At 52.2% G+C, this 24,952-nt stretch carries 21 protein-coding genes; 15 read left to right on the forward strand and 6 right to left on the reverse strand.

Annotated elements, in window-relative coordinates; translation table 11 throughout:
- Nucleotides 1-3: 3 nt before the first annotated feature.
- Nucleotides 4-3,006 (reverse strand): FAD-binding and (Fe-S)-binding domain-containing protein, encoded by a 3,003-nt coding sequence (locus tag GJJ30_RS29415; RefSeq protein ID WP_154178820.1) that lies wholly within the window; start codon nucleotides 3,004-3,006, stop codon nucleotides 4-6.
- Between the two features lie 167 nt (nucleotides 3,007-3,173).
- Here GJJ30_RS29415 and GJJ30_RS29420 point away from each other — a divergent pair, with 167 nt between their 5' ends.
- Nucleotides 3,174-3,356 carry a hypothetical protein gene (locus GJJ30_RS29420; RefSeq protein WP_154178821.1) on the forward strand — a complete coding sequence of 61 codons (183 nt, stop codon included), beginning with the start codon at nucleotides 3,174-3,176 and terminating at the stop codon, nucleotides 3,354-3,356.
- Nucleotides 3,357-3,366: 10 nt separating this feature from the next.
- Here the strand turns inward: GJJ30_RS29420 and GJJ30_RS29425 are convergent, their stop codons facing one another.
- Together GJJ30_RS29425 and GJJ30_RS29430 are read right to left on the reverse strand one after the other, a co-directional pair.
- Entirely contained in the window at nucleotides 3,367-3,864 is a 498-nt protein-coding gene (locus tag GJJ30_RS29425) for a DUF1648 domain-containing protein (protein ID WP_154178822.1), read from the reverse strand.
- A 9-nt stretch (nucleotides 3,865-3,873) separates the two neighbouring features.
- Nucleotides 3,874-5,256, reverse strand: a complete 1,383-nt coding sequence (locus tag GJJ30_RS29430) for an MATE family efflux transporter (protein ID WP_154178823.1) — start codon at nucleotides 5,254-5,256, stop codon at nucleotides 3,874-3,876.
- A gap of 119 nt (nucleotides 5,257-5,375) precedes the next feature.
- Here GJJ30_RS29430 and GJJ30_RS29435 point away from each other — a divergent pair, with 119 nt between their 5' ends.
- From GJJ30_RS29435 to GJJ30_RS29445, 3 genes are all read left to right on the forward strand, one after another.
- The gene (locus GJJ30_RS29435; protein WP_154178824.1) at nucleotides 5,376-6,173 is read left to right on the forward strand and encodes a DUF4290 domain-containing protein; all 798 of its coding nucleotides are present in this window, start codon (nucleotides 5,376-5,378) and stop codon (nucleotides 6,171-6,173) included.
- A gap of 115 nt (nucleotides 6,174-6,288) precedes the next feature.
- Nucleotides 6,289-7,596: a UDP-N-acetylglucosamine 1-carboxyvinyltransferase gene (gene murA / locus GJJ30_RS29440; RefSeq protein ID WP_154178825.1), complete on the forward strand. Its 1,308-nt coding sequence runs from the start codon at nucleotides 6,289-6,291 to the stop codon at nucleotides 7,594-7,596.
- Nucleotides 7,597-7,835: 239 nt separating this feature from the next.
- A complete protein-coding gene (locus GJJ30_RS29445; protein WP_154178826.1) occupies nucleotides 7,836-8,024 on the forward strand; it encodes a hypothetical protein in 189 nt (62 codons plus the stop codon).
- A gap of 67 nt (nucleotides 8,025-8,091) precedes the next feature.
- On the opposite strand, the gene GJJ30_RS29450 is transcribed toward GJJ30_RS29445, so the two are convergent.
- Nucleotides 8,092-8,289, reverse strand: coding sequence for a hypothetical protein (locus GJJ30_RS29450; RefSeq protein ID WP_154178827.1), 198 nt, complete (start codon nucleotides 8,287-8,289; stop codon nucleotides 8,092-8,094).
- A 361-nt stretch (nucleotides 8,290-8,650) separates the two neighbouring features.
- On the opposite strand from GJJ30_RS29450, the gene GJJ30_RS29455 reads away from it, so the two are divergent.
- Entirely contained in the window at nucleotides 8,651-9,283 is a 633-nt protein-coding gene (locus GJJ30_RS29455; RefSeq protein ID WP_154178828.1) for a ribonuclease H1 domain-containing protein, read from the forward strand.
- 24 nt (nucleotides 9,284-9,307) lie between these two features.
- On the opposite strand, the gene GJJ30_RS32110 is transcribed toward GJJ30_RS29455, so the two are convergent.
- A complete protein-coding gene (locus GJJ30_RS32110) occupies nucleotides 9,308-9,862 on the reverse strand; it encodes a GDSL-type esterase/lipase family protein (RefSeq protein WP_170299301.1) in 555 nt (184 codons plus the stop codon).
- On the opposite strand from GJJ30_RS32110, the gene GJJ30_RS32115 reads away from it, so the two are divergent.
- From GJJ30_RS32115 to GJJ30_RS29505, 10 genes are all read left to right on the forward strand, one after another.
- On the forward strand, nucleotides 9,849-10,259 hold the full coding sequence (locus GJJ30_RS32115; protein WP_170299302.1) for a hypothetical protein: 411 nt from the start codon (nucleotides 9,849-9,851) through the stop codon (nucleotides 10,257-10,259). The genes GJJ30_RS32110 and GJJ30_RS32115 overlap by 14 nt on opposite strands.
- 51 nt (nucleotides 10,260-10,310) lie before the next feature.
- Complete coding sequence (locus tag GJJ30_RS29465; RefSeq protein WP_154179062.1) at nucleotides 10,311-10,964, forward strand: tRNA1(Val) (adenine(37)-N6)-methyltransferase; 654 nt, start codon at nucleotides 10,311-10,313, stop codon at nucleotides 10,962-10,964.
- Between the two features lie 103 nt (nucleotides 10,965-11,067).
- Complete coding sequence (locus GJJ30_RS29470; RefSeq protein WP_154178830.1) at nucleotides 11,068-12,042, forward strand: glycosyltransferase family 2 protein; 975 nt, start codon at nucleotides 11,068-11,070, stop codon at nucleotides 12,040-12,042.
- Nucleotides 12,043-12,217: 175 nt separating this feature from the next.
- Nucleotides 12,218-12,838, forward strand: coding sequence for an inorganic pyrophosphatase (locus tag GJJ30_RS29475; RefSeq protein WP_154178831.1), 621 nt, complete (start codon nucleotides 12,218-12,220; stop codon nucleotides 12,836-12,838).
- A gap of 278 nt (nucleotides 12,839-13,116) precedes the next feature.
- On the forward strand, nucleotides 13,117-14,880 hold the full coding sequence (gene sppA, locus GJJ30_RS29480; RefSeq protein ID WP_154178832.1) for a signal peptide peptidase SppA: 1,764 nt from the start codon (nucleotides 13,117-13,119) through the stop codon (nucleotides 14,878-14,880).
- A 91-nt stretch (nucleotides 14,881-14,971) separates the two neighbouring features.
- Nucleotides 14,972-16,165 (forward strand): helix-turn-helix transcriptional regulator, encoded by a 1,194-nt coding sequence (locus tag GJJ30_RS29485; RefSeq protein ID WP_154178833.1) that lies wholly within the window; start codon nucleotides 14,972-14,974, stop codon nucleotides 16,163-16,165.
- A gap of 79 nt (nucleotides 16,166-16,244) precedes the next feature.
- Nucleotides 16,245-17,468: an acyltransferase family protein gene (locus tag GJJ30_RS29490; protein WP_154178834.1), complete on the forward strand. Its 1,224-nt coding sequence runs from the start codon at nucleotides 16,245-16,247 to the stop codon at nucleotides 17,466-17,468.
- A gap of 17 nt (nucleotides 17,469-17,485) precedes the next feature.
- Complete coding sequence (locus GJJ30_RS29495) at nucleotides 17,486-19,420, forward strand: pyrroloquinoline quinone-dependent dehydrogenase (protein WP_154178835.1); 1,935 nt, start codon at nucleotides 17,486-17,488, stop codon at nucleotides 19,418-19,420.
- A 212-nt stretch (nucleotides 19,421-19,632) separates the two neighbouring features.
- Complete coding sequence (locus GJJ30_RS29500; protein ID WP_154178836.1) at nucleotides 19,633-22,407, forward strand: S8 family serine peptidase; 2,775 nt, start codon at nucleotides 19,633-19,635, stop codon at nucleotides 22,405-22,407.
- Between the two features lie 7 nt (nucleotides 22,408-22,414).
- Complete coding sequence (locus GJJ30_RS29505; RefSeq protein WP_154178837.1) at nucleotides 22,415-24,091, forward strand: amidohydrolase family protein; 1,677 nt, start codon at nucleotides 22,415-22,417, stop codon at nucleotides 24,089-24,091.
- A gap of 645 nt (nucleotides 24,092-24,736) precedes the next feature.
- Here the strand turns inward: GJJ30_RS29505 and GJJ30_RS29510 are convergent.
- On the reverse strand, nucleotides 24,737-24,949 hold the full coding sequence (locus GJJ30_RS29510) for a cysteine-rich CWC family protein (RefSeq protein WP_154178838.1): 213 nt from the start codon (nucleotides 24,947-24,949) through the stop codon (nucleotides 24,737-24,739).
- Nucleotides 24,950-24,952 lie beyond the last annotated feature (3 nt).

A 24,952-nucleotide genomic window follows, 5' to 3' on the forward strand; every position in this document is an offset into this window, starting at 1 on the left:
TTTTTAAACGAGGGCGTCGTACAGAATTACGGCCGGATGTTGGGCCACGCGGCCGGTTCCGTCTTTGATCTGATGGCGGCAACTCGTTCCGGGGGCGGCAATCAGCACCTCGGCGGGCTGCTGCCGAACCGTCGGAAACAGCACCAGTTCGCCCACCTGCATCGACAATTCGTAATGCTCTTTTTCGTACCCGAACGACCCGGCCATGCCGCAGCAGCCCGACGGAATCAACTGTACTTCGTAATTTTCGGGTAGTGAAAGCATTTTTTTGGTCGGTACCAGCGAAGCGATGGCTTTCTGGTGACAATGTCCGTGCAGCTTGATCAGTCGTTTTTCGGTCGTAAAGGCGGTTTTTGAAATGTGTCCCCGGTCGATTTCCTGCGCAATAAATTCATCAACCAGCAGCGCATGTTTGGCCAGATGCTGGGCCGACGCCTTGAGCGATTGCGGCACCAGATCCACGTATTCGTCCCGGAATCCTAGAATGGCCGACGGTTCAATCCCGATCAGTGGGGTTTCGGCGGTAATCAGGTCTTTGAGCCGGTTTACGTTCTCAATCGCAATCTTTTGCGCATCCCGCACCAGCCCTTTCGACAGATACGTCCGCCCGCTCTCCAGATGGTCGGGAATGATCACCTCATAGCCCAGCCGCTCCAGCAGTTGAACGGTTTTTATCCCAACTTCAACGTCGTTGTAATTCGTAAACTCATCACAAAAGAGGTAGACTTTCGTGGCATGGGGCAGAGGATTTGGGGCAGAAGGTTCTTCAGTGCCCATTGCCCCATGCCCCACGCCCTTTACCCGCTTCCCTTTCCCCCACTGCCGCAAGGTCGTTCCCGCCAGTTCCGGCATGGTGCGGTCCGGGTGAAAACCGGCCAGCCGGTTCGCGATCCGGCGGAGGGCCGGGGTGTCGTAAATGGCGTTGTAGGCCCAGGGAGCCAGACTCGCCAGCGACATCAGTTTGGTAAAATTCCCGACCAGCCGGGAACGCAGGGGAACGCCGTTGGCGTCGTAATAATGCTGCAAAAACTCTGCCTTCATCCGGCTGATGTCGACGCTCGACGGGCATTCGGACTTGCAGCCTTTGCACGACAGACACAGGTCCATCACTTCCTTGATTTCATCGTGATCGAACTGGTTCGGTTTTTCGGAATGCGTTAAAAACTGGCGGAGAATATTGGCCCGCGCCCGCGTGGTGTCGCGTTCCCGGCGCGTAGCCATATAGCTCGGGCACATCGTTCCGCCGGTGACAGCGGTTTTCCGGCAATCACCTGATCCACTGCATTTTTCTGCCAGATTCAAGATACCGTCTTCCGCCGAGAAATCGAAAATGGTGTCGATCTGAACGGGTTTCTGATCCGCTTCATACCGCAAAAATTCGTTCATCGGGGGCGTATCGACAATCTTGCCGGGGTTGAAAATGCGCTGCGGGTCCCAGGTCTGTTTGACCTCCTGCACCAGCTGAAAATTCGCATCGCCAATCATAAACGGAATGAATTCGCCCCGCAAACGTCCGTCGCCGTGTTCGCCCGACAGCGAGCCGCCGTATTTTTTCACCAGAGCGGCCGTATCGGCCAGCAGCGCCCGGAATTTCAGTCGCCCCTCGTTCGATTTGAGGTTGATTAAGGGCAATACATGCAGCTCGCCCGCCCCGGCGTGGGCCGAATATTCGAGCGCCAGGCCGTGTTTTTCGGCCGCCATCTGATCCAGCTCGTCGATGTAATCGGGCAGGTCGCGGACGTCGATGGCGCAGTCCTCAATAAGGTTGGCCGGTTTGTCGTCGCCCGGAATGTTGTACATGATGCTCAGTCCGGCCTTCCGCAGATTCCAGGCTTTCACGGCTTCTTCGCCGTACAAAACCGGGTAGGCATAGCCCAATTCCTGCTGCTGTAAAGCCGCAATGAGTCGGTTGGCTTTCTGCGTAACGGCTTCAACCGTGTCGTCGAAAAACTCCACCATCAAAACCGCCTTGGGATCGCCCTCGACGAAATCACGGTTTTTGGCCTGCTCAATATTGCCTTTCGTTAATTGCAGAATATAATCATCGACCAGTTCGGACGCCGAACAGGCATGGTCAAGCGCAACCAGATTGGCTTCCAGCGACTGACGGATGGTGATGAAATGGGCGCAGACCAGCGCGCTTTTTTTCGGCGGCAACGGCAGCAGGTTCAGTTTCGCTTCGGTAATAAAACAGAGCGTACCTTCCGAACCGGCAATAAGTTGACAGAAGTTAAACCGCTGGTCGGCGCTCTGTTCGAAAAACGGCAGCAGCGCATCCAGCGCATAACCGGTGTTCCGGCGGGTGATAGTCGGTTTGGGAAAACCGTCGCGAATCTGTTGCTGGTTGGTCGGGGTACTTAACGTTTCCCGAATCTGCTGGTACAAGCGCTGCTCGAGCGGACTCACCACATTTTCGCCCCGGCATTTCCGGTCAAATTCGTCGAAACTCAAACTTTTGAACGTCACTTCGGCACCGTCGCTCAGAATCGCCTTTGCCTCCAGCAAATGGTGACGCGTGCTGCCCCAGACAATCGAGTGCAACCCGCAGGAATTGTTCCCGATCATCCCGCCGACCATCGCCCGACTAGCCGTCGAGGTTTCCGGCCCGAACATCAGCCCGTGCGGTTTCAGTGCGGCATTCAGATCGTCGCGAATGACGCCCGGCTGAACCCGCACCCAACGTTCCTGTTGATTGATTTCCAGCACATTCGTAAAATACCGGGAACAGTCGGTGACGATGCCCCCGCCGACCACCTGCCCGGCCAGCGAAGTTCCGGCGGCCCGGGGAATCAAAGAAGTGTGGTGCTGGCGGGCAAACCGCACCAGGCGTTTGATGTCTTCAACGGTTTTCGGAATGGCAACGGCCAGCGGTTTTTCCTGGTAAACCGAGGCATCCGTGGCGTAAAGAAGCCGCATGGCTTCGTGTTCGGGAGAATTATCAAAGTAGATTTCACCATCGAACGACTGCACGAGCGGTGAAAACGTGGGGGCAGGAATTTTAAACATAAAGGGTTTATCCAGTCTGGGAACCGGCGAAATTAGGTACGAATTTACCGAAAAAAAACAAAAGGCGGAGCGCAGTTCTACTGTCCCGAAAAAAGATCCTGCGTTCCCCACAGACATTTTGCCCCCAAAACAGTTTATAGCCTACAAACCAATTACTTCAACAAATTATGAGCGTCAAAAGCATTTTCGGTATCCTATTGACATTAGTCGGCTTGGTGGGGTTGATTTACGGCGGAATGGATCTCACCAGCGGTGGTGTCGCCCGGGCATCCTGGATCTATCTCATCATGGGCGGTATTTTCTTCTTTTCCGGCATCAGCCTGATCCGGAGTACGAAAGATGCGACGTAGCCGAAAACCGTCACTTCAGACGGTATGCCTTTCGGACATAGAAAATCGTAATGCCGATCAGCGCCAGCACAAAAAGGGCGATGGGAGTCTTGCCGTTGATAATCGGATGGGTCGTTGAAGCGATTTCCAGCCAGTTCCAAAGGGTCAGGGTCATAAAAAGCATCGTCGCCAGCGACAACATCGCCAGCATTTCGTGCGAATTCTGTAAGTGACGGCTTAGATTTTCGGGCGTTGAGGGAAAGGGCAGGTTGTAAAATTCGGCCGGAATGGAGCGGAAACTCCAGAATAAGAGAAAAATAAACGTCGCCAGGCCCGGCACAATAAACAATTGCAGGCGCTCACCCCAGCGGTCCGGTTTTCCTTCCAGGCCGAAATGAACCGGAATTGCTTCGGGCAATTGCGCGTAATATCCGATTATCAATACCAACTGACTGATAATCAATATTAACACCAGTGCATTCAAAAACCGCTCTCTGGGTGGAACCGAAGCCGATAGCAATGGTTTCATTTCTGCTTATTAATGGGTGTAAATTCGTTCTTCGGTGCCAATCGGGCTGATCTTGCGCACCAGCCGGAAAAACCGCATGGGCAGTAAGATGGCGGCCATAGTCAGGCCCGCCAGTAAGCCCAGCCAGATGCCGTCCACGTCGAAATGCAGCCAGAACCCGAAAATATAACTCATTGGCAAACCGACAATCCAATAGGCAAATAAGGTAATAATGCTGGGTACGTTGACGTCGGACAGTCCGCGTAATACCCCAACGCCCACGACCTGCACGCCGTCGGATAGCTGAAAAACGCCCGCCATGATGACCAGCGAAGCCGCCAGTGCCGAAACCGCCGGATTATCGCGAATGTACAACTCCACCAGCCAGTTGTTGGCCGTCAGAAAAACAATGGCGCATACGCTCATGAAGCCGGTTACCAGAATCAAAGCGGCCGTTCCGGCCCGGCGCACCGCCGTCTGGTTCCGACGGCCGAGCGCATTGCCTACCCGAATGGCACCAGCGGCCGAAATACCGGTCGCCATCATGTAAGTCGTCGAAGCCATGTTGATGGCAATCTGGTGAGCCGCCAGTTGATCCGCGCCCAGCCAGCCCGCCATCATGGCCGCCAGCGAAAACGTGGCGACTTCGAAGAAAAACGTTAAACCGCCCGGCAAACCCAGTTGCAAAATCTTTCGGACGTACTGACCAACTTCCAGAGAGCGAAATGACGATTGAAAATACGGTTGAAAAGTCCCGGCTTTCCGAATATAAATGATGACGGTAACGGCCATGAAAATCCGCGACAGCAGCGTGGCCACTGCCGATCCGTATACGCCAAGCGCCGGAAACGGCCCAAAACCGGTGATGAGCACATAGTTGAAAACCGCATTCAGAACCAGGGCCGACAGGGTAATGGACATGGCCACGCGCGGGTACGCCAGGCCGTCGCACAACTGCCGGGCTGCAATAAAAAGAAACAACGGGAGGTTCGACAAACTGAGAATCAACGTGAAATTCCGGCCAATGGTTGTTACCTCGGGCGTCTGACCAAAGAGGCCGTAGAAATAGGCGCCGACGGCTCCGATCAGCCCCAATACCAATCCAAACAGCAGCGCAACCCACAAACCCGCCCGGAATAACCGGTTGATTTCGGCCGCATCGCCCCGGCCTTTGGCCTGGGAAATCAGCGCGGCCCCCACGGCCAAACCGCCCACGCCAATGCTCGACACCAGAAAAGACAGCGATACCGACAAACCGGCCCCCGCCAGCGGAACCGCTCCGAGTAGCCGCCCCACGAATAAATTGTCGGTAACCCCCATCAACACCACTCCCAACTGCGCAATCACAATCGGAATGCTCAGCCTCAGGGTATCACTCAGTTCCGGTTTATAAACAAAATACCACTGCTTCATCCTTTTCCAACAGCAACTTTCGGCCGGTTGTTCCGGCAACTCGATCCGCGAAGGATTAATGATAGTTCAATACTTTTTTTCTTACTTTTGTCTGAACACATTATAGACGCCCCGATCGATTGAAAGAGTACGGCAGCAACATCCAAAAATTAGTCGAACATCTACAGACTATTGAAGACCGCGAAAAGCGCACCCGCTACGCGCATATCCTGGTAGAACTGATGCGGCAAATCCATCCCAACATGCGGGATAATCAGGATTATTACAACAAACTCTGGGACGACCTCTACATCATGTCGAACTTCAGGCTGGATGTAGACAGCCCCTATCCGCCCCCGACCGCCGATGTACTGGGCAAAAAACCGCAACCCGTTCCGTATAACACCCACGGTTTGCGCTACAAACACTACGGCCAGAACATTAACCTGCTGATTGCCAAAGCAATTTCGCTGGAAGACACCGAAGAGCGGCTGGCCTTCGTGTCGTATATGGCCCGGTTGATGAAGACATTCTATTCGACCTGGAACAAGGAGGCCGTTGAAGACGACACGATTCTGACCAACCTCGACGAGATGGCCAACGGGAAACTCCACGCCGACATCGTATCGATCCGGACGAACGGTTTTGTCGACGCTACCCCGCGCGAACGGACGGGCGATCAGCCACCCCGGCGCAATCCCGGCGGTCCATCGTATGGCCGCAACGAAGGTTCTTCGCACGGGCGCAACGAGGGCTCTTCCCAACCCTACAACCGGAACGAAACGTCGGGCAATCGCCAGAACAATAATTTCTATCAGAATCAGGGACCGCGCGGTAACCGCGACAACAATTCCGGAGGCCGCGACAACCGCGATAACAGCCACCGCAACGACCGTTTCCGGGGAAACAACAATTCCAACAATCGCAAAAGACGTTAAACAATATTGCGGATTATGAATTATGAGTTATGAATGATGAGCTTCGCATCAGTCAATTGCGTGGGCTGCTCTTTCATAATTCATCATTTATAATTCATCATTCATCCTTCCATTTATGGCATCTTTCCGAATTGCCGGTGATCAACATTTAAAAGGTGAAATCAATCCGCAGGGGGCTAAAAATGAGGCACTCCAGATTCTCTGTGCGGTTTTGCTGACCGATCAGCCGGTTACGATTCATAATATTCCCAACATCCGCGACGTCAACAAACTCATTGAATTGCTGGGTGATCTGGGCGTCAAAGTTGAAAAACTATCCGCATCTTCCTACCGTTTTCAGGCCGATCAGGTCGATATTGCCGTACTGGATACCGCCGAATACCGTGAAAAAGCAGCGGCTCTGCGTGGCTCGGTGATGCTGCTGGGACCCATGCTGGGGCGCTTCAAAACCGGCCGGATTCCGCGGCCGGGGGGCGACAAAATTGGCCGCCGTCGGCTAGATACGCACTTTCTGGGATTTGAAAAGCTCGGAGCAAAGTTTAACTACGACTCCGAAGAAAGCGGGATGTTCAACGTCGATGCCAGTCACCTGAAAGGCACTTACATGCTCCTAGATGAAGCGTCGGTTACCGGAACCGCCAACGTGGTGATGGCTGCAGTTCTGGCCGAAGGAAAAACGACGATCTACAATGCGGCCTGCGAACCGTATCTGCAGCAACTCTGCTCGATGCTCAACCGCATGGGCGCCAACATCAGCGGTATTTCCTCCAATCTGCTCACCATCGAAGGTGTTGAAAAGCTGGGCGGAACCGATCACACGATGCTACCCGACATGATCGAAATTGGGTCGTTCATTGGTCTGGCCGCCATGACGCAGTCGGAAATAACCATTAAAAACTGCCAGATTCCGCAGTTGGGCATCATTCCCGATGTTTTCAAACGACTGGGGATTAAAATGGAATTTCGCGGAGACGATATTTTTGTTCCGGCCCAGGAACATTACCAGATTGAGAGTTTTCTGGATGGCGGCATGATGACCGTTTCTGATGCCCCCTGGCCCGGTTTTACGCCGGATTTGCTCAGCATCGTTCTCGTGACGGCGATTCAGGCGCAGGGCACGTTGCTCGTTCACCAGAAAATGTTCGAAAGCCGGTTATTTTTCGTCGATAAACTGATTGAAATGGGCGCACAGATGATTCTGTGCGATCCGCACCGGGCCACGGTCATTGGCCTCAATCGCCAGCAGCAACTGAAAGGAATTCGCATGACGTCTCCCGATATACGCGCGGGTGTAGCGTTGCTGATTGCCGCGCTCTCGGCCAAAGGCGACAGCATTATCGACAACATCGAGCAGATCGACCGGGGTTATCAAAACATCGACGATCGTCTGAACGCCATTGGTGCAAAAATAGAACGGTTATAGGCCGGAAAGTCAAAAAAAATAAGTTTACAAAACCGTCCGCATTGCGGGCGGTTTTTTGTTTTCTGGGGCTAAAACTTACTTATCCGGGTAGTACATCCCCCAATTTGATTCGTAGTATATGATAAACGTGATTATTGATTGATAAACGGTAAGTATGTTGCCACCTAACGAACGTTCTAGTTAGTGAGAAGGATGCGCGGCAGATCCTTTCTTACTATTCCTGACCAAACAACAAACCGATGAACCTTACAAGCGAACTTTACCAGCGGCTTAGCGCCCGCCGGAATGCTGTTTTACTTTACAGCAGCAACGACACCCTCAAAAACAACGATCCTGCAACGTATCACAAATACCAGACGGAACTGCGGGATCTGAATCGGAAATTGCGCCTGATCCGCGTTCAGATGAAGGAAAATCCGATTCTTTGATTTCAGCGTTCCATTTTCCTGTCTTCTGACGCCTGCGCATCGCGGGCGTCAGTTACCTTGCATCTTATCAGGTATACGAAGCCTTGGGTTTCGGAGTGGAATCTTTCATGCTCTCCGGTTCCGAATCGGGCGTGTCTTTATGCAGGTAAAATGTGCGGTGGCAACGTCGGCAATGAAAATATTTCAGGGGAAGATAGTCGTAAAGCCGTCGGACATACAAAGGACGGGTCGTTCGTTCCAGGTGCATCGACGTCCGGCAATGCATGCATTCACATTTCTTCTGCGTTTTTAGTAGAATCCCAAGCAGAAAGAAAATATATAAACCTACTAAAGCAATTAGTGCGTAAATAAGTACCGTCATTTATAGTTACAGCTGATGTGGGTAGTTAAAGTTTAAAAAGAGTGAAAAGCATACAAAATTGAGTTACTTACGAATGACATCAAGTTTTAGTTGCGTCATACGGTTATTTTTTTTTGTTTTTTTTACCCAATGGTTCTGCAACCAGTGAGTTTCTTTACCGGAAAAGTAAACAGGAAAACCGGTTTCAGCCATCACTTCCGGTATAAGCCGCTGGCGCACCTTCCTGCCAATTCGTATCTTTGGCGTTTCATTGAACCGACTAACAATGGCGAAATCGCCCAAATATTACGTCGTCTGGAAAGGGCGGCAAAAAGGCGTATACGATACCTGGGAAGCTTGTCAGGAGCAGATTCAGAACTTTCCGGGTGCGCTTTACAAATCGTTTGAAAGCCGTGCGGTAGCCGACAAAGCCCTGGGCGAAAAACCGCATATTCACCTGCAGGGCAAAGGTACGGCAACCGATGGCAAGGGGCAAAAACTGTTTGTCGGTAAACCCATTGCCGACAGCATCGCCGTGGATGCCGCCTGGAACACGGCAACGGGCGACATGGAATACCAGGGCGTGCATGCCACAACGAAACAGCTGCTTTTCCATCAGGGGCCGCATCCCGACGGCACGAACAATATCGGTGAATTTCTGGCCATCGTGCACGCGCTGGCGTGGCTGAAACAGCGCGATAGTAACCTGCCCATCTACTCCGATTCGCGAACCGCCATTAGCTGGGTCCTGAAAAAGAAAGCCAATACCAAACTGGAAGAAACCGCCCGCAACGCCCACCTGTTCGAGCTCATCGACCGGGCCGAAAACTGGCTGAAAACCAACAACTTCCTAAACAAAATCCTGAAATGGGAGACCGAACACTGGGGTGAAAATCCGGCCGACTTTGGCCGGAAGTAAGGATCACCTAACGGTACGTTCAGCTTAATTCGGCCGGATTGCCTTTCTGACTATCTCGGCGATCATCTTTGCCCCTTCCGCGTTGGGGTGAATACCATCCCGGAATAACGCATCGCTCGACACCAAAGGGGTATATAAATCGATCACCTGCACATTGGTTTCCCGGGCCACTTCGTCGATGAGGGGATTGATTTCGTTCTTGATAATGTCCGGATTAATCTCGTATGCGGCTTTGAAGGCCGGTGTTGGTTTGCAGATGTAAACAATGGGTTTGGAAGGCAAGGCCTGGAAGGAACGGACGAATTCTACGTAATTCGATTTAAATTCCGATTTGTATTTCCAGTTCACACTTTTGGAGTCGTTCGTCCCCAACTCAATGACGACAATTCTCGGATTCAATTGGAGCGCGTTTTTATAGGCGCTCTCAGTCCAATAGGGCAACAGGCCTTTTTTAAGGATCGTAGCCCCGCTCACGCCGAAATTTCGCACGGTATCTGCACCGCCGAGTAAGTCCTGAAGCTGCTTGGTGTAATTTTTTTCCGGTGGCAATTCCTCGCCCAGGGTGATGCTGGTACCCACGCAAGCAATTCGGGCATTCGGTTTTGAAGTGGGGGTAGAAGAAACAGGGGTAGAAGAAACAGGAGTAGAAGAGGTAGGAGTAGAAGAAGTGGGGGGAGAAGTGGAAACCGAATCCGACTCAGACTTCGATTTTTTAGGCTTTAAATCGGCAATCTGTTCACAGCCAGTCAGAAAAACGGATAAAACAGCAAGAATGAAGAAATATTTTTGTGAAAAAATCAGAACACCGAGCGATTTTTGTGGACTGAACATTGTCGTTGAGTTTGGTGGAAAAACAGTTTCCCATTCAAACTCCCCAAATGACAAAACTGTTTATCCTGCGGCCCTCACCCTATTTTGCGACCCAATGAATGGACGTAAACCCTGGCACGCTGCACTTTTAACGCTTCACTTTTAACTCGTTGTGTTTCGCTTCAAGCAATTCATTATTCAGCAGGATCGAACGGCCATGAAGGTCTGCACCGACTCGTGCGTGTTGGGCGCGTACGCCGATACCGGTGTGGGTGGCCGCCTGCTCGACATCGGCACTGGTACCGGTTTGCTGGCCCTCATGGCCGCCCAACGCAACCCGACCGCCCAAATCGACGCCGTGGAAGTAGACGATGCGGCTTTTCAGCAGGCGACTGAGAATGTGCAAGCCAGTCCGTTTGCGGAACAAGTGCGGGTCATTCACTCCCGGATTCAACCGTTTCTGGCCGAACCGTACGACCGCATTCTTTCCAATCCGCCTTTTTACTCCAACCACCTGCGCTCGCCCGACTCGGCGGTGAACCGGGCGCTTCACAACGACGAATTGCCGTTTGAAGAATTGATCGCGCGTGTTGCGAGTCTGCTCAAACCGGAAGGCCAATTCTGGGTTTTGTTACCGCCGTTCGAAATGGAGCGACTGACATCAATTGCGGCCAAAACCGGTTTACGGCCTTTCCGGCAACTGAATCTCCGGCACAATAGCCGAAAACCGGTTTTTCGAACGGTGACCGCTTTCACTTTTGACGGTTTGGCAACTCCCACAACCGACGAATTAATCATTTTTGAACCGGATGGAAAAACGTATTCTGCAGCATTCCGTGAGTTATTGCAACCTTTTTATCTGATTTTCTAAAATCCTTACGACCTTTGACGAATTATTCCTGAACACCGGCCGCAAGGGGTGATTGAGAGAAAACCGCCCGGATTTTAATTCAGCCGTGTTTAGACCGCAATGTATGAGCGATAAACTTCAAATTTCCGTCGTCATCCCCCTGTACAACGAAGATGAATCGTTACCCGAACTGCACGACTGGATTGTGCGGGTGATGACGGAACACCGGTTTTCGTACGAAATACTGTTTGTCGATGACGGCAGCACCGACCGGTCCTGGGAAGCGATCAGTCAGCTTTCGGAACGAAATCCGAATGTGCGGGGCATCCGGTTTACGCGGAATTACGGCAAAACGGCCGCTTTACAAACCGGTTTCCAGGCCGCCAACGGAAATGTAGTTATCACCTTAGACGCTGATTTACAGGACAGTCCGGACGAAATTCCGGAATTGTACCGCATGATCACCGTCGACGGTTTTGACCTGGTTTCGGGCTGGAAACAGAAACGTTATGATCCACTGACCAAAACCATTCCGACCAAATTTTTCAACGCCGTATCGCGCTGGGTTTCGGGCGTTTATCTGCACGATTTCAATTCCGGCATCAAAGCGTACCGCCGACAGGTTGTCAAGTCCATGAATCTCTACGGCGAAATGCACCGCAACCTGCCGATCGTGGCCAAATGGAACGGTTTTCATAAAATTGGCGAGAAAGTAGTACAGCACCAGGCCCGCAAATACGGCACGACCAAATTCGGCCTGAACCGGTTTATCAACGGTTTTCTGGATTTGCTCGTCATTGCCTTCGTCCATAAATTCAGTCGGCGCCCGATGCACTTGTTCGGAAGTTTCGGAACGCTTTCGTTTTTTATCGGAACGGTGATCACGATCTACCTCATCGGGGAAAAAATATACAACATTGCGAAACACCTGAAATACCGGAATGTGACTGATAATCCCCTATTTTTTCTGGCCTTAGTCGCCATTATTCTGGGTGTTCAGTTATTTTTGGCCGGTTTTTTGGGAGAGATGCTTGTCCGGCAATCAACCAGCAAAACCGGTGATTATCTCATTGCTGAAAAAGCCGGATTTAATGGTTGAGAATGGTTAAAAACTGATCAACCAGCAAATCAAATACACCCGCGACCACCTAAAAAACTAACCATCCAACCATTTTTAACCATTCTCAACCATTTTAACCATCCAACCATTTTTAACCATCCAACCATTAAAAATCACAACCAACCATAATTAAGATCTTCATTTTTAAAAAAGTATGAACAATCAGTTTAAAGCACATCCCTGGCACGGGATTCCCATTGGCGAGAACGCGCCCAAACAAGTGACAGCTTTCATCGAAATCGTACCGACCGATACGGTGAAGTATGAAGTGGACAAAGAAACCGGCTACCTGAAAATCGACCGGCCGCAGAAATATTCCAACATTGTACCGGCACTCTACGGTTTTATTCCGATGACGTACTGCGACGAGCAAGTGGCTTCACTGGCGCGCGAAAAGTCGGGGCGCGAAATCGAAAAAGGCGACGGTGACCCAATCGATATCTGCGTATTGAGCGAGCACGCCATTACGCACGGAAACATTATTCTGCAAGCCATTCCCATCGGCGGTTTTCGGTTGCTCGACAAAGGTGAAGCGGACGATAAAATCATTGCGGTTTTGAAAGGCGATGGCATGTATATGGGCTACGAGGACATGCACCAACTGCCCGACAGCGTGGTGCAGCGTTTGAAGCACTACTTCCTGACGTACAAAAACTTACCCGGCGAACCCATGACCTGCGAGATTGTCAATGTTTACGGGAAGGACGAAGCCCACGAAGTCATTCGCCGGTCCATTGAAGACTACTGGCTCCTGATCCGGAATCAGGCAAAATAAAACCGGCCGGAAGAGGAAACGGGAGCAGGCATTTTCCTCCCTTCCGCCCCTCTTTCCTTTCTTCCCGCAAATAATCACATTCAACATAAATTAAGGAGATGGGGAGCCGTCTCCTTTTTATTTTTGTTAGTTATATTGTTGTTAAAACAATTAACTTCATAGGTAAACGAATGAGATGCGGCAAAAGAGGTTAGAAAACTCGGTAGTCTTTTTTCTATAATCTCTTGTCTCCCGTCTAACTAACTCACATATTAACCCGTTATTCGTCAATCCCAAACATGCGTCAGTTTTTTAAATACGTTTTTGCAACCATCATCGGTTTATTCATTTTTACCGTTGTTGCCTTCATGCTTTTGCTGGCAATCGGGTCGGCTTTTTCGGCGGCATCGGGCGACGAGGTGGCCGTGAAGGAAAATTCAGTACTGAAGCTCAACCTGAACAGTCCCATCCGGGAAATTGGCGTCGACAACCCGTTCGCCGGTTTTGGCCCCATCAATTCGTCGGGTGACGTCATTGGCCTGATCGACCTGAAAGCGGCCCTGGCCAACGCCAAACTGGACCCGAACATCAAAGGTGTTTACGTGCAGACGGAATACCCGCAAACCGGCTGGGCATCGCTCGAAGAAATACGGAACGCCCTGATCGACTTCAAAAAATCGAAGAAATTTGTGGTCGCTTATGGCGAAGTGATGACCGAAAAAGGCTACTACATCGCGTCCGTAGCCGATAATATCTACCTCAACCCCGCCGGAGCGCTGGAGTGGAACGGGCTGGATGCCGAATACACGTTTTTCAAAGGTACCTTCGACAAACTGGGTATCAAGCCGGTAATTTTCCGGGTCGGTGAGTTCAAAAGCGCCGTTGAACCGTTCATTCGGGAGGATATGAGCGAAGCCAACAAAACGCAAACCACTTCGTTCCTGAATTCCCTGAACAACCATTTTCTGGTCAACGTGGCCCAAAGCCGCGGCTTGCAGGTGCCGGAACTGAAAAAACTGGCCGACGACCTGTCGATCCAGACGGCCGGTGATGCGCTACGGGCCAAACTCGTTACCAAAGTGGCGTATTATGACGAAGTGGAAGCCGACATCCGGAAATCGCTGAAAACCGATGAGAAGAAAAAAATCGACTTTATCTCGCTCGGTAAATACGAAAACGCCAAGAAATACGTCGAGGAAGGCAATATCAAAAACCGCATCGCCGTCATTGTTACCGATGGCGAAATTGTTTCCGGAAAAGACGACGACAACATCGCTTCCGACCGCGTGGCCGAGCAAATCCGGAAAGCCCGGCTGGACGACAAAGTGAAGGCCATCGTGATCCGGGTTAACTCCCCGGGCGGCAGCGCCCTGGCGTCGGACGTCATGTGGCGCGAAGTGGTGCTGGCCAACAAGGTAAAACCGGTCGTTGCGTCGATGTCCGATTATGCCGCTTCGGGCGGTTATTACCTGGCAATGGGCGCCCGCCAGATCGTGGCCGAACCCAACACCATTACGGGCTCGATCGGTATTTTCGGTATGCTGTTCAACACCCAGGGGTTCTTCAAGGATAAATTAGGCATTACGTACGACCGCGTGGTCACCAATACGCACTCCGACTTCCCGTCGTTCACCCGCGAAATGACGGATTTTGAAAAGAATGTGCTGCAACAAAGCGTCAACCGGGGGTATGAAATCTTCACGAGCAAAGCCGCTCAGGGTCGCAAATTGCCAATTGACAGCCTGAAAGCGCTGGCGTCGGGCCGCGTGTGGTCGGGCGTGCAGGCAAAAGCCAACGGCCTGGTCGATGAGCTGGGCGGTTTGGACAAAGCCGTTGAACTGGCCGCCAAAGCCGCCAAACTGAAAGAAGGTGATTACCGGATTCGCTACACGCCCGAAAAGAAAAACGCCGTCGAAGAGCTGATCAAATCATTTACCGGTGACGAAGACGAGCAAATGCAGGCCAAACTGGGCGAGCTGGCGCCGTACGTCAAATACCTCAAAATGCTGAAAAACATGGAGGGAACGCAGGCCCGCTTGCCGTTTGGACTGGATGTAAAATAACGTAAAACGGAACGATACCTGTCAGGTTTTGGAAACCTGACAGGTACTTTGTTTTCAAAACCTGACGGGTCTTTTTGTATCTTAGCATTTCATGAAGACACTGCCGGTTCACCTCGATTTATTTGCCCTGATCATTTTGCTGGGAGTTGCCCAGGGACTGTTTCTGGGTATTTTCTTCCTGACCGGATCGCGAGCGCGAAACCTGACAAACCGGTGCATCGGCTGGTTTATGCTGGGACTTTCGGCCATCATCGCCGAAATTTTTCTCTGCTACACGAATTACATGTTTCAGGTGCTGTGGCTGGTCGATTTTTCGGAACCGATCAACTTTACGCTGGGACCGGTTTTCTATTTCTTCGTTTTTGCCCGATTGCACAAACGGCTCCCCGCCCACTGGCGATGGCACCTGGTTCCCGCCCTGATCTGGCTGATTAACTCGTTTACCTGGATATACCAGTCGGCCGAGTTCAAATACAACTCCTACATCAGCGCCTATCACCCCGAACTGAGTTATGTTCCGAAAGTAAATTACATCGAAGAGGATTTTACCGGCCTGCGCGGCATTGTCAGTGAACTGACGATGTTGAGCTGCCTGATTTATGCGGTTTTAGCTTTTATTGCGGTTCGGAAAGCTTTCCGGCAACAGAACTCGTCGTTCTGGGGAAATGCCAAACCGGGCCTGCGGCAGGTTCGGAATCTGGTGCTGTTGAATCTGGCGTTCCCGATTTTTGGCTCGGCCGTTAAAACGCAATTTTACGAAGATTTAGGTGATTACATTCTGGCCTGTTACATCACGCTGATCATTTACACCATGAGTTTTCTGGTCATGCGGGGGTCAGATTTTTTCGCGGAAGAACCTGCTCCGGAGCCCGAAACCGATCTGCCTTCTCCCCGCAAAAAATACGAAAAATCGTCGCTGTCGGAAGAAGTGGAAGAGGCCGTTCTGCAAAAATTGACGCGGCTGATGGAAGATGAAAAACCGTACCTCGAAAGCGATCTGTCGCTGCCCAAACTGGCGCAACGACTCAAAACCACTCCGCACCATCTTTCGCAATTGCTGAACGACCGGCTGGAACAGAGCTTTTTTGATTTGCTGGCCACCTACCGCATCCGCGAAGCGCAGCAACTCCTGCAGGACCCCGCTACGTTCAACTTAAAAATCGACGAGATTGCGGAGCGCGTCGGCTACAATTCCACTTCCGCTTTTCACACGGCTTTTAAGCGACTGACGAACCAGACCCCGGCTCAATTTCGGGCTACGGCGACTTCATCCCGGTCGGCGTGAAGTTCTTGATTATCGGAAAATGGCGGTTTTGGGCCGAAATGCCGCGAAGTTTGGGCATCGAAACCAACCGGTAAAACCGATGCAAGCTTTCAGTCCAATTCCTGACTCGCAGTCCGCAACCCCGCGCCCGCTGCCCTATGCCACAACTCCTCTGCTCACAACTGCCCGGCGCTACGACCTCGACTGGCTGCGGATTTTCGCCATTTTGATCCTGCTTTTTTACCATACCGGCATGATTTACGTGAGTTGGGGCTGGCACATCCAGAGCCGGGAAACCAGCCCGGTTTTTGAAGACGTAATGATGTGGCTGCACCGCTGGCGAATGCCGCTGCTGTTCTTTATTTCCGGGGCCGGAACCTACTTCGCCCTCCGGAAACGCCCGTACGCCAGCTACGCCGGAGAGCGTTTTCAGCGACTTTTCATTCCGCTCGTCTTCGGGATGTTCGTCATCGTACCGCCCCAGATCTATTTCGAATGGCTTTTCCGGGGCCGATTTTCGGGCAGTTTTGCGGATTTTTACCCCCACGTTTTTGAGTTTCAACCGTACCAAGACGGCGGAAAAGGCGGAGCCTTTAGCTGGCACCACCTCTGGTTTGTGGCCTATCTTTTCCTGTATTCGCTGCTCAGTATTCCGTTTTTCCGGTTTCTGAAATCCGCGCCCGGAGAGCGATTTATGGATCGGATTGAACGACTGGTTGAAAAACCGGGTGGCGCTTTGGGATTCGTGATCATCCTGTTGATCAGCCAATTGGTCCTCAAACCTTTTTTCCCGCACGAAACCCACGCGTTAATCAACGACTGGGCTTATTTTGTCAAAAACCTGCTGCTGTTCTGGTTCGGATACGTGCTGGTGAGTCGCCCGCAATTTGCCGGAATTCTGAGCAGTCAACGTCGGATTTTTTTGTTCAGCACCCTGGCCTGTACCATCTATTTTTACGCCCGAACGGCCTACGTCAACCGCCATCCCGAGCTGGAATACAGTGCGTTGTGGGCATTTTTCTCCGGCATCAATTCCGACTGCCTGATCTGGTTTTCGGTCCTGATGTCGGTGGCATACGGTTTTCGGTACCTGAACAAAAACCGCCCCATTCTCCCCTATCTGACCGAAGCAGTCTATCCTTTTTATATTTTGCACCAGACTGTCATCGTCGCCATTGGCTTTTATGTATTGGAATATAGCCAATCTGGGATTTATAGCGGTTTTCTGGTCATCAGTTTCTCGGCCCTGATTACATGCGCGGTTATTTACTGGTTTCTCATTCGGCCCTTTAAGCTTACCCGATTGCTATTCGGATTAAAATAAGACCCGTCATCACTCCCATGAAAAAATCTTTTTTTAGCACCGTCCTTTTAGTCTTTTTTTCAACGATTTACGCCATCGGTCAAACCGGCGGCTCTGTCGAATGGCCCGCTTACGGCAACGATCCGGGCGGCATGCGGTTTTCGCCCCTAAAACAAATCAATGCCAGCAATGTCAAGCAGTTGACCGTCGCCTGGACGTTCCGAACGGGCGAACTGGAGCAGTACAAAGGCTCCAACGCCGACGAAAAAGCCGCCTTTGAAGCCACGCCCCTGATGGTGGACGGAACCTTGTTTTTCAGCACGCCCTCGTCGCGGGTGTTTGCCGTCGATGCAGCCACCGGCACGAAAAAATGGTCGTACGATCCCGAGGTTTATTTTCGGCAGGACTTCTCCGAGGTCACGTCGCGGGGTGTTTCAATCTGGCCTGCCGTGGGCGACAATACCGCGGCCAATGCGCCCAAACGAATTCTGATTCCCACGCTCGACGGTCGGCTGATTGCGCTGGATGCCAAAACCGGTCAGCCGATTAAAACTTTCGGGAACGACGGCACCGTCGATTTGCGGCAGGGCGTCGGTAACATTAGCGTTACTTCGCCCCCCGCCGTCATCGGTAACACCATCGTAGTCGGTTCTTCCATGGGTGACAACCAGCGGTTTAACTACGAGCGGGGCGTGGTTCGGGCTTTCGACGCCCTGACCGGAAAACTGCGCTGGAGTTGGGACCCGATCCCGCGTACCCAAACCGACGCCGGTTTCGAAACCTGGAAAGGAGCCAGCGCCACGCAAACCGGTGCGGCCAATGCCTGGTCGGTCATTTCGGCGGATGCCGGGCGCGATCTGGTGTTCATTCCCACCACCTCGCCCAGCCCCGATTATTACGGGGGCGAACGGCTGGGAAAAAATGCCAACGCCAGCTCCATCGTCGCCATTCGGGCCTCCACCGGGAAAGTAGTCTGGAGTTTTCAGACGGTTCATCACGACATCTGGGATTACGACAATGCCGCGCAGCCTCTGCTGTTTTCGTTCACTCAAAACGGAAAAATCGTTCCGGCCGTTGCCGTGGGCACCAAGATGGGGCATGTGTTCATTCTCCACCGCGAAACCGGTGCTCCCCTGCTGCCGGTTCAGGAACGCCCCGTACCGGCCTCTAAAATTCCGGGCGAAGAAGCGCATCCGACCCAGCCTTTTCCGGCGACCCTCCCACTACTGGGTTTGCAAAAACCGGAAGCCTGGGGCCCGACGCCGGAAGCCAAAGTGCAGGCGCAGCAACGCATTTCTTCGTTATACTACGAAGGGCCTTTTACGCCACCCTCGCTGCAAGGCTCGCTCATTGCGCCCGGCAACGTTGGCGGAATCAACTGGAGCGGCATGTGTTACGATCCCGAATCCGGTTTGCTGATCACTAACGTCAACCGGCTGGCGGCTGCCATTACGCTGATTCCGCGTGCTAAACTAAGCGAATCGGTCAAGAACGACCAAGCTTTGATGCGGGCCGAAACCGGGATGCAATCGGGAACGCCCTATGTGGTGAAACGCAGCTATCTGTTCGCAAGAGACGAACAGGGCCTGTCGATGCAAACCGCCCCGCCCTGGGGAACCCTAGCCGCCATCAACCTGAAAAAAGGCTCGCTGGAATGGGAAGTGCCGCTGGGCTTCATGTACGATCCCCGAAAATACCCCGAATCCCGGCAGTGGGGCTCCATCAACTTCGGCGGGGCCATTGCTACGGCGGGCGGTCTGGTCTTTGTCGCAGCCTCGCTGGACGGTCATTTCCGGGCCTTCAAAACCAGCGACGGCAGTCTGCAATGGGAGGTTCCGCTCCCGGCTGGCGGGCAGGCCACACCAATGACGTATCAACTCAACGGCAAACAATACGTCGTCATTGCCGCCGGAGGTCACGCCAAACTCGGAACCAAGCTGGGCGATTACGTCGTAGCGTACCAGTTGCCCTGATTCGATTCGCAAGTAGTATCGATGAAGCTCTAATCATTCGTCAGGGCTTCATTGGTACTGCGTTAAAGGCAAAAACCGCTATTTCCAACCGCCATTTACCGTTCAGTAAATAGTGTAGATACGATCCGCTGTCAGCAATATATCTTTCAAAATCAACCGGTTGCGCGCAACGGTTGGTCGATTGCCGGATGTACCTAAACCTTTACTGAGATATGATACCGCGCTGGAGAGTGGTGCAGCAGGTTGCCGACCGGTTTGGCTATCGGGAGCCGCTGTTTAAAGAAGGTGAAAAAAAACTGGAGAAGTTTCGGGACGGTGAACTCCCGCTCGTCAGCCTGGAAGACGATCTGAACCGGGTGCAGTTGCGGCTCCGGCGCGAGGGCGTTTCGACCCTGGCTGCGGTGGAACGCATCAACGGCATTGCCAATTTTCAGGATAAAAATGTGCTGGACCGGCTTTCGGACATTGCCCGGGCGGTTTGCCGCTTGTTGAAAAACGGGCAGCCGATCGGCACCGGTTTTCTGGTTTCGGACGATATCATCATCACCAATCACCACGTCATTGAGAGCCCACAGGATGCCGCCAACATGCTGGCGCAATTTGAATTTGAGTTGGATATCAACCAGATACCGAAAAAAGCGAGTTGTTTTAAACTCAATGCCAGCAAATTTTTCCTCACCTCCACCCTTGAATACAACGCGGACATTCTGAATTCCGGCCTTGACTTTACATTAATCGCGCTTGAACCGTTCGGCACGTCCGGCGAACCGCTCTCCGGTTTTTCGCCGGTTAATCTGGACGGAAATCAGGGAAAAATTATCAAGGGCGAATCCTGCGTCATCATCCAGCACCCCAACGGTTTACCTAAAAAAGTTGTCCTGAAAGACACGGCTTTTTTCTCCGAAACCGACACCCGGCTGATCTACGAATCGGACACGCTACCGGGTTCTTCCGGGTCGATGGTTGTCGGGCTGGGAACCTGCGAAATCATCGCGTTGCACCATTCGGGCCTGCCCCGGGTCGACGAGCAAAACCGCATCCTGACGAAAAAAGGAACCGTTGCCACGCCGGATACGCCCGACGACGAAATCGACTGGTTTGGAAACGAGGGCATTAAAATCAGCAAAATCATTCAGGCCATTCAGGAAAGCACGCTACCGCCCGATATGGGAAAAATCCGGGAAACCTTGCTGCGAAAAACCCGGGTGGTGGCTCAGCAACTGAATCAACCCGTTCCGGCCGGGCCACTTTCGGTATCATCCCCGGCTAAACCGCTTGCGGCTCCGAAACTCATTCCTTCTTCCTCCAACGAATTAGCTATGGATACTGCTTTTTCTACCTCACCGACCGGGCAGGCTCAGTTTCTGATTACGGCCCACAACAAAACCGCCACGATCAACCAGATCGAAACCGTCCTGAAAGCGGTTTACGGCCCCAACGTAACCCTCTCGTTAACCATGCCCGGTTCGGCAGTAGAAGGTGAAATTGAGCTGTTTACGCTGCAATTTCCGTTTGGTGGCGACCTGAACGCCGAAGCGCAGAACCTGCTGAAAATCCCTGGTATCATCAACGCCGAAGCCGATACGCCGATTTTGTTGAATGCCGACACCGGTTTTGTGGTCCAGCAACCGGCCAAAGGGGCTGGCACCGAATCCGGTTTTCTGTTCGACGATGGGACGGGAAAATGGAACGAAGACGATTTTATTAACGACTACGCCGAAAGCAAATATTACAAGGGAATGCCCGAACTGACGTACCGCAAGTGGAACTGGGCGGCTACGAATTTCGATAAAATCAGGCTGGTGAAAACGCCTTCCGAGTGCGGCATTCAGATTGTGCAGTTCGATACCGGTTTTACGGATCACTCGAAAGTGAAAGGCGGTTTTGACCTGGACCACGATTTCAATTTTCTGGATACCGACGATCCGACTGTTGCCGCCGACCCGCGCACCATCGGTCTGGGTAAACAACCGGGCCACGGCACCCGAACCGGCAGTTTGTTGATTGGAAACCGAAACACGCTCATTCCCCACGAAGGGAACTGTGGTTTACTGGCGGATTATCAATTCAAGCTCATCCCCTACCGGATTGCCGAAACCGTGGTGATTATCAACCGGCAGCAGCAGCTGGCGAGTGCGCTGGACATGGCCATTTCCCAGGGATTCGACATCATCACGATGAGCATGGGCCTGCCGCCTACTATTGCCACGGCCAAAATGGCGAAAAAGGCGTACGAAAAGGGCATTATCTGGTGTTGTGCCGCAGGCAATGAAGTGCAGGCGGTGGTGGCACCGGCGGTTTATCCCGGCACCATTGCCGTAGCGGCTTCCAATCCGCTGGATCGGGAATGGTCGGGATCGAGCCGGGGTTCGGCGGTGGACATTACGGCGCCGGGGGAAGCAGTTTATGTGCCGATCTGGACCGCCGATCAGAAAGAAGATTTTGCGTATGGCAACGGCACGAGTTACGCCACTCCGCACATTGCCGCGGCCGCAGCCTGCTGGCTGGCCACGTACCAGGACGTGCTCAGTAAACCCGAATACAGTGGCTGGAAACGCGTGGAAGCCTTTCGGGTTGCGCTCGGGAAATCGGCCCGGCGGGAAAACGACCTGCCCCGCAAAGGATTCGGTCATGGCATGCTGGATGTGGAGAAGCTCCTCAAAACGCCCCCGGAACCGGCGAAAAATCTGGTAGATGCTTACAATGGCTGGAACGAAAGCGCTTTTTTCGCCACGCTTCAGGGCTACGGCGAGCTGGCAAAAACCTACTGGAATAAGTTCCACGGCTGGCTGTTCGGCACCAAGCGGGGTGGTCAGGAGTCACTGTCGGCGACTGGCGACACCCTGTCGCCTTTTGGAAAGCAACTGGAAAACAGCCTGTTTGCCAACCAGCCCAGCCGGTTTGAGTCGGTAGAGCCGACGGGCGCGGAGACCGCCTTAAAACGGTTCCAGGTCGTCAATTCAATCGTTGAAAACTCAGCCCGCTAAGTCTGCCATGGAAAAGCTATTCGATTTTCATTTTCACCTGTTGTTCAAACACCTGATCACGGTCAACCAGGCGGGTAAAAAATTCGCGCTGAACGAAAATGTCCGGACAACCGGGCTTGCGCAGTTCCTGAACGATATTTTTGGCGGCCCCTTCGACAGCCAGGCGTCACCGAAGCAGGTTTCCGAAAGCTCGCTCCGGCTCGGGGTGATTGCGCTGCTGAGCGTCGAACACGCGTTTGCCAACCGGGTTCTGCACGTTTTCGGCGCGGATCTTTCCGGAGTTTTACCGCTCGACAAAGACGTTTTTGACCGGACCAAAAACGGGCTGACGACCTATTACGCCGAGTTTAACAAGCAGATCGATTTTCACCTGAAAACCGCTGCGGAACTAAGCAAACCGCCCTTTACCATCGAATACCTGAACCGCAGTAGTTGGGCAGGTCTGACCGAACAACAGATTACCGACAAGCTGACGCTGGGCGATAAGCGGTATTTTTCGTTTTCCATCGAAGGCGGCCACAACCTGTCGGACGTCGCGATTCACCAGAAAACGCCCTCCCGGTTTCCCGAGTTAAAACTGAAAGAATTGCAGGATCGGGCAGATGTCGATTTTATCAGCATCAATCTGTGTCACCTGAGCCACATTCCGGAGCAGACTTTGGGCGGTTTTGCGCAGGGATTGAATAAGACCTCCCAATTGGCTTTTTCCAGTGAAGACTTTATGCCCAAAACCGGCCTGGGATTAACGGAGTTGGGCAAGAAGGTCATCAGACAGGCATTGACGCACGAAACGAAGCCAATCCTGATCGACGTAAAGCACATGAGCGTTTACACCCGATTGCATTATTACCGGTTTCGGGAACAGCTCGCGATCACCAACCCCGCCGTGGAGCAGTTACCGATCATGACTTCTCATACCGGTTTTACGTTTTATACGCTCGACGATTATCTCCAGAATAAGCGGTTCCGGTCGACGCCCGACACCGAAAATGGCGTACCGATTAGTAAAGTTGCGCCCGAAAACCGGCGGATCGGCCGGACCAACGACATCATCAACAAGGGTCTGTTTGGTAATCCCTGGACAATTAATCTGTTCGACGAAGAAATTGTCGAGATCATGTTGTCAAAGGGCTTAATCGGCATTAGCCTCGACCAGCGGATTCTGGGCGCATCGAATCTGGCAATTGACAGTAACCGCGATCCGTTTTTTGAAGAGGAATACATTGCCCGTCCGGAATGGGAAAAGATGTTCCGGGATGGAAAACTGCCGGGCGCAACCGAGTCACTTTTTGGCGGCATTGCGCCATCGAAACAGGAGCGCCATATCATGCTGCTGTGCCTGCATCTGGTTCATGCCGCCCGCGTTGGTTACGCCGGTCTGAACTGGATCGAAAATACGTCGCCCTGGGATCACCTCTGCATCGGCTCGGACTTCGATGGGCTGATCAATCCCATCAACGGGTTTGACAATGTGATCGATCTTAACAAACTCCAGGGTCAGTTGCTGAAGTACCTGCCCCAGGCGGATAAATTTCTGCCCTTTAACACCGACCAGAAAGCGCTCCGCTACAAAGACGACGGCACCGTCGATGCCGCTTTTCTGAATCAGGTGATCGATCAGTTTCTGTTCAACAACGGCCTGCGGTTCACCGTGCGGTTTTTGCAGAACTGGAAGACGGGTTAGAAAAGCGGTTTTTGCCTTGAAAAAGGGTAATTATTGGCCAACAGGTGAAAGGAAATTTTTCAATCCGGCATTCCAAAAATCTTTTTTTCGCACCGACGCAACCATTTGGCAACGTGGTTCGTATATCTGTCACAGAAGCCTTTGACTCGACCTACCTATGATAACGAAGCGCCAGGGGAACCGCTGATGTTACCGGTTCGCGTCATGAGGTTCTCTATAAATCCACCCGGTCGTTCCATTTTTTGGAATGGCCGGGTGCTCTTTTTTGTATTTTCGGGAGCATCCGATTGCAAACCCTTTCCTTCAGGAAACTACTTCTTCCGTCGATCTGTCGTGAAAAACTGGAACGAAAGGGAGAAAGAGGTTGCGGTTTCGGGAAAATAAATTAGAAGTTATTAAGTGCCTGTCTAAACTTTATAATTTCCCTTCTTTCGCGTTGCCCCCAACCCCCTAAAGGGGGCTTTAGCACACCGATTAAAGCCCCCTTTAGGGGGTTGGGGGCAACATAGAAAACATGATTTACTATTTTTTGACAATCTCTAAGAATTATTTCTCGGAGTTAAGCGGAGTCAAAAGAGATACGCAGAGAAAAACTCTGCTAAACTCATTTTAACTTCGCTTAACTCCGCAAAACAACTTATCAGTTTATTTTACTTTTTGTTGATATTCTGTCCGGACTTCCTGCAAACAATTGGCACACAAGCAATTGGAAAAAAGTCCGCGAACATACTCCCGCTGTGCATCGGTCAGTTGAACCGCCACGCACTGACAGAGATTGATGCTTCCCACCTTGCATTCGAAAACCGCTCCGCAACGCGGGCAACCGACGATTTCGTGCTTATGTGCTTTTGTTTCCATGCA

This window comes from Larkinella terrae, from assembly GCF_009668025.1.
Taxonomy (GTDB): Bacteria; Bacteroidota; Bacteroidia; order Cytophagales; family Spirosomataceae; genus Larkinella; species Larkinella terrae.

Coding starts and splice junctions, on each gene's coding strand:
- GJJ30_RS29415 (WP_154178820.1), bottom strand. CDS start 3,006: ATGTTTAAAATTCCTGCCCCCACGTTTTCACCGCTCGTGCAGTCGTTC.
- GJJ30_RS29420 (WP_154178821.1), top strand. CDS start 3,174: ATGAGCGTCAAAAGCATTTTCGGTATCCTATTGACATTAGTCGGCTTG.
- GJJ30_RS29425 (WP_154178822.1), bottom strand. CDS start 3,864: ATGAAACCATTGCTATCGGCTTCGGTTCCACCCAGAGAGCGGTTTTTG.
- GJJ30_RS29430 (WP_154178823.1), bottom strand. CDS start 5,256: ATGAAGCAGTGGTATTTTGTTTATAAACCGGAACTGAGTGATACCCTG.
- murA (WP_154178825.1), top strand. CDS start 6,289: ATGGCATCTTTCCGAATTGCCGGTGATCAACATTTAAAAGGTGAAATC.
- GJJ30_RS29445 (WP_154178826.1), top strand. CDS start 7,836: ATGAACCTTACAAGCGAACTTTACCAGCGGCTTAGCGCCCGCCGGAAT.
- GJJ30_RS29450 (WP_154178827.1), bottom strand. CDS start 8,289: ATGCATTGCCGGACGTCGATGCACCTGGAACGAACGACCCGTCCTTTG.
- GJJ30_RS29455 (WP_154178828.1), top strand. CDS start 8,651: ATGGCGAAATCGCCCAAATATTACGTCGTCTGGAAAGGGCGGCAAAAA.
- GJJ30_RS32115 (WP_170299302.1), top strand. CDS start 9,849: ATGCTGGTACCCACGCAAGCAATTCGGGCATTCGGTTTTGAAGTGGGG.
- GJJ30_RS29465 (WP_154179062.1), top strand. CDS start 10,311: ATGAAGGTCTGCACCGACTCGTGCGTGTTGGGCGCGTACGCCGATACC.
- GJJ30_RS29470 (WP_154178830.1), top strand. CDS start 11,068: ATGAGCGATAAACTTCAAATTTCCGTCGTCATCCCCCTGTACAACGAA.
- GJJ30_RS29475 (WP_154178831.1), top strand. CDS start 12,218: ATGAACAATCAGTTTAAAGCACATCCCTGGCACGGGATTCCCATTGGC.
- sppA (WP_154178832.1), top strand. CDS start 13,117: ATGCGTCAGTTTTTTAAATACGTTTTTGCAACCATCATCGGTTTATTC.
- GJJ30_RS29485 (WP_154178833.1), top strand. CDS start 14,972: ATGAAGACACTGCCGGTTCACCTCGATTTATTTGCCCTGATCATTTTG.
- GJJ30_RS29490 (WP_154178834.1), top strand. CDS start 16,245: ATGCAAGCTTTCAGTCCAATTCCTGACTCGCAGTCCGCAACCCCGCGC.
- GJJ30_RS29495 (WP_154178835.1), top strand. CDS start 17,486: ATGAAAAAATCTTTTTTTAGCACCGTCCTTTTAGTCTTTTTTTCAACG.
- GJJ30_RS29500 (WP_154178836.1), top strand. CDS start 19,633: ATGATACCGCGCTGGAGAGTGGTGCAGCAGGTTGCCGACCGGTTTGGC.
- GJJ30_RS29505 (WP_154178837.1), top strand. CDS start 22,415: ATGGAAAAGCTATTCGATTTTCATTTTCACCTGTTGTTCAAACACCTG.
- GJJ30_RS29510 (WP_154178838.1), bottom strand. CDS start 24,949: ATGGAAACAAAAGCACATAAGCACGAAATCGTCGGTTGCCCGCGTTGC.